Origin of the sequence: Streptomyces milbemycinicus, from assembly GCF_002154605.1 — a bacterium.
Classification (GTDB): Bacteria; Actinomycetota; Actinomycetes; order Streptomycetales; family Streptomycetaceae; genus Streptomyces; species Streptomyces milbemycinicus.
The window spans coordinates 1-515 of the sequence record NZ_MUNE01001066.1 but is presented as its reverse complement, the minus strand read 5'-3'; the positions used below and the strand labels follow the sequence as shown (position 1 = coordinate 515).

1 pseudogene is annotated in these 515 nt (G+C 76.7%); it reads right to left on the bottom strand.

Annotation, left to right across the window (positions count from 1 at the left end):
- A pseudogene (locus CCN51_RS51015) lies at positions 1-370 on the bottom strand (lantibiotic dehydratase); the annotation flags it as partial.
- Positions 371-515: the final 145 nt, after the last annotated feature.

The window sequence follows — 515 nt, the reverse complement described above, 5'->3', positions numbered from 1 at the left end:
GCGCGGCGACGTCGGTGGCCAGTTCACCGGCTCGTAGGGCCTGGAGGACGGTGGCGCGGTGGTCGGTCAGGCGCCGCAGTACGGGCAGCGGGCTGTCCCGCAGAAACGTGTCGTCGACACCGAAGCCGGGCCGCAGCAGGGCCCGGACGTGCTCGGCGGTGGGCGATGGGTCCTCCCGTAGTTCGTGCAGGACGAGCAGCAGCGGCACATGGGGGTGCGGGCCGTGCCGTTCGGCGAGCCATGCGGCCACGGCGTACCGGGCGGGCAGATCGCGGTCGAGGACGGCCAGCGCGCGCCCGACCGACGCGAGGTCGGCGAGCAGTGGCCGCCAGGGTCCGTGGCCGAGGGTGACGGCCGTGCCGTCGAGCACGGAGTCCTCGTGGACGGGGCGGCGTTCGTACGGTTCGCCGGGGGCCGGGAGGCCCAAGGCGCCTTCCACGGCGAGCAGCCGGTCGCGGGCCGCGCGGGCTTGGTCGCGGCGCTCGGCGTGGTCGGCAGGGCGGGGGCGGCGTGGC